General features: G+C 64.7%; 2 protein-coding genes and 2 pseudogenes. All 4 read right to left on the bottom strand.

Going from position 1 to position 3,580, the window contains the following annotated elements; translation table 11 throughout:
- Nucleotides 1-165 (bottom strand): annotated as a pseudogene (locus tag AC2VOU_RS17365) (nitronate monooxygenase); the annotation flags it as partial.
- 114 nt (nucleotides 166-279) lie between these two features.
- Entirely contained in the window at nucleotides 280-831 is a 552-nt protein-coding gene (locus AC2VOU_RS17370; protein ID WP_486958487.1) for an alpha/beta fold hydrolase, read from the bottom strand.
- Nucleotides 832-879: 48 nt separating this feature from the next.
- Nucleotides 880-2,595, bottom strand: a complete 1,716-nt coding sequence (locus AC2VOU_RS17375) for an AMP-dependent synthetase/ligase (RefSeq protein ID WP_486958488.1) — start codon at nucleotides 2,593-2,595, stop codon at nucleotides 880-882.
- A gap of 373 nt (nucleotides 2,596-2,968) precedes the next feature.
- Nucleotides 2,969-3,580 (bottom strand): annotated as a pseudogene (locus AC2VOU_RS17380) (PE family protein); the annotation flags it as partial.

Here is a 3,580-nt window from a genome sequence, read left to right on the forward strand (position 1 = left end):
AGGGTTGACCCATCCGGTCTGGTCGCCGGAGCCCGCGGTGAGCAGGATCAGGCCGTCGACGCTGGCGTCGACGGCACGGCGGGCGTGTCGCAAGGTGGCGACGTCGGCGACTACCAGCGATCCGGCTTCGTGCAGCGGTCGGATCACCTGGGCAGGCGAACCCAAGCATTCGGTCCTTCGTGCCGAACGCCGCGGTAATCGGGATATCGAGATCGCGACCATTCTCGAACGCAAATCCGCGTCGCGCGACGTCCAGCACGGCCCGGAGGGCGGGTTCGGCTACGTGCAAGTACCGAATGATGTCCTCGACCTCATCCCAGCCGACTGCTTCCGATCGCCCGACGCCTGTGTACAGCAACGCGTTCGGCCGCGCGGCACCTTCCGAACCACCGCGATCACGCGTCGGTGCCGCAGTATCTCGACCATGGCCGACATCGGGACGAACTGGGAGCGTAGTACCAACGGCATGCGGCGACGCCACAGCCCAGCTGGCGCGATACCGACGACCGACCGGGCCAGCCCCTGTTTGGCTGCTTCCAGCGCGATCAGACCACGCATGGAGTTCCCTGCCATATCGACCGGCTCATTGATCCCCAACCGGGAAAGCTCCACGGCGAGCTGGGCCACCATCCACGCCACGCACAACTCGGTATCCGAGGGGAGCGGCGTCTCACCGAATCCGGGCATGTCGAACGCAATAACCCGCCGATGCGCAGCGAGCCGGTCGAGCACTGGCAGCCACGTCATCGCCGACGCGCCGCCACCGTGCAACAGCACCAGCGGTCGCCCGACACCGCGTTCGATGCGATGCCAGCCGGCATCGTCGGCCACCCGGACCGGTCTCCCAGCCGAAGGTGTTGCCGCGGAGCGGCCTTCCTGCTACTCGTTGTAAAGTCCTTCGATCACGGTCGCGTATTTTTCGGCGATAGGGCGGCGTTTGAGCGACATCTTGGGGGTGAGCTCGTCGGAATCGGCTATCCAGTCGGTTGCCAGTATCGCGAAGCGCTTGATCTGTTCCACCCGCGACAGCCGGGCGTTAGCGCGATCGACGGCCGCCGCCACGATCCGGCGGACCTCCTCGTTGCGGGCGAGTGCCGGCAGCGAAGCCTCGGCCAGCCCGTGCTCGCCGGCGTATGCCGTACAGGCGTCGGGGTCGAGCACGATCAACGCGACGTTGTAGGGGCGCCGGTCGCCGATCGCGACCACCTGCCCGATAAGCGGGTGTTCCCGTTTGACGGCGCTCTCGATATTGGCGGGGGACATATTCTTTCCGGCGGCGTTGATGATCAGTTCCTTTTTGCGGTCGACGATGCGCACGTATCCGTCGCCGTCGATCTCGGCGATATCACCGGTGTGCAGCCATCCGTCGGCACCGAGAATCTCACGGGTGCGTTCGGGGTCGCCGTAGTAACCCGACATCACCAGTGGGCCACGCACCAACAGTTCCCCGTCCTCAGCGGTCCGCAGTTCCACCCCGCGTAGGGCCGTCCCGCAACTGCCGATCCGAACGGTCCCCGGTGAATTGGCGGTGATGAGGCAGGAGGTCTCTGACATGCCGAACACTTCGCACAGCGGCAGGCCCAGCGCATCAAAGTAGTCGAGTACCTCAGCTTGGGCCGGCGCGCCGCCAATGATCACCGCTTGGCATTCGTCTAGGCCCAGCCGCGCCCGCACGGCGGCCTTCTGCTCCTCGGGCAACGCCGCTGGGTCGGTGACGCCTAAACCTTCCAGTCGCGCCTTGATCTTCTCGAAAACCCTTGGCACCGAACCCCATAGCGTCGGTCGCACCGTCGGCAGATGGTCCGCGAGCCTCGTCGCGTCGGCGACACAGGTGACCGTGAAGCCGAGCCCGATCGAGGCGAGATAGTGCGAACTCCACCGGTCGGCAAGATGCGCGGACGGCAGAGACGAGATGATCCGACCGCCGGCAGCCGGTGAAAACCGCTCGTAGGTGACACGAACCTGTGTCATCAGATTCGTGTGGGTGAGCTCGACACCCTTCGACGGCCCGGTGGTTCCGGAGGTGTACACCAGCACCGCTGTATCGCCGGGTTGCACCGCGCCCCATGCGGCCGCAAAGTCGAAGCCGTTGTCTCCCATGGCTTCCAGTTGGTCCAGGCTCATCACCCGCGAGTGGCCGGCCGGGTCGGGGTCGATCACGATCACGTGGCCGGAAACGGACGTCGTGAGCGCGCGTTCGATCACCGCAGTAAACGCGCGCTCGGTCACCACCACGCGATTGCCCGCATTGGCGAACAGAGCCGCGATCTGTTCGGGTGAAGAGGTGTTGTAGATCGAGAACGGTATCGCCCCCAGATGCATTGCCGCGGTGTCCACGAGATGGAATTCCGGCCGGTTGACCAACATGATGGCGACCGTGTCACCCCTGCCGACACCGAGCGCGGCCAGACCCGACGCGATCCGTTGCACTCGCTGCGCATACTCGGCCCACGTGATCGAAACCGAATCGTCGGGTGTCCGCAACGCCACCTGATCGGATCGTGCGGCCGCTGTCGTCTGGAATGCCGCACACACGGTGTCCGCGGCCAACGCGGGCAGCTCGGCATCGACAGCAAACGTCGGGGATGACGTCATCGGGTCCTCCGCTTATCGCTAAAATTTGGTACTCAGACCAATAGGTGCGCCCGCCCTCGCGTGTATGGCGGACCACCCGAAAAGCAAGCCGATAACCAGTATCGAGGAATCTGGGGCGCCAAGGCCATGGCGCGAGCGTCAAAGTTCCCGGCTTCGGCGTTGTGATTATTTCTAACTCCCGCTACGTTGGCGATGCCATGCCATGATCCAGCGACCGCCTTTCGCGGCCCGTGAGATGCGACGTCGGCGTCACCGAGTACCGCAGGGTCAGCGGGTGACTGGTTCACCGTTCAGCGATTGGCATCGCACAGCCGCTGTGGTCCCGTCTTTCGTGATGAGCCGGCTGACCGCGGGCACCCGAGCGGGCCGGTTGTCAGAACAGACCCGAGAACGCTGCAGAAATCTGCGCCACCGCGCCTTCGGTGGCCTCGAGCACGACGCCACCTAAGAAAGTGACAATTCCGGTGTCAGCGGCTATTGGTAGACCGATGGCGTCGAGCAGGTCGCCGTTACCGATGTTGTCCGTGAACAGTGAGAGGTCGTAGGCGGGCAAGCTGGTCACCAGCGAGTTGAGGGTGTCCGCGATGGGCAGAAGGGCCGTATAGGCCGCCGAGGATGCGGTTGAGATGGCGGTGACGAATTCGGTGATTGTCGCCGACGGGTCAGCGGCGTCAGCCTGTAGTGCCGACATGATGTCGGCGAAGCTTTGCCCCGTCGATGCTGGGTCGACCGATGTTGTCGAGCTGGTCGGGTCAGCGAGGTAGGCCTCGAAGGCGGTGATGCCCTGCTGGGTGTCGGTGGCCAGCGTGCTGAACACCTGCGACATGCTGACGTCGGGGAACAGCCCGAACGGCGTGGCGACATTGGCCGGCGAATCGGCGGTCACCGAGTAGCCTTCGGTGCCGTCGCCAAAGCCGAGGTTGATCAGATAGGTCAGGTCGGGCCCCAGCAGTGCCTGCAGCGGCGCTGGCAGCATCTCTACTAA

This window comes from Mycobacterium sp. TH-M25 (assembly GCF_057473665.1).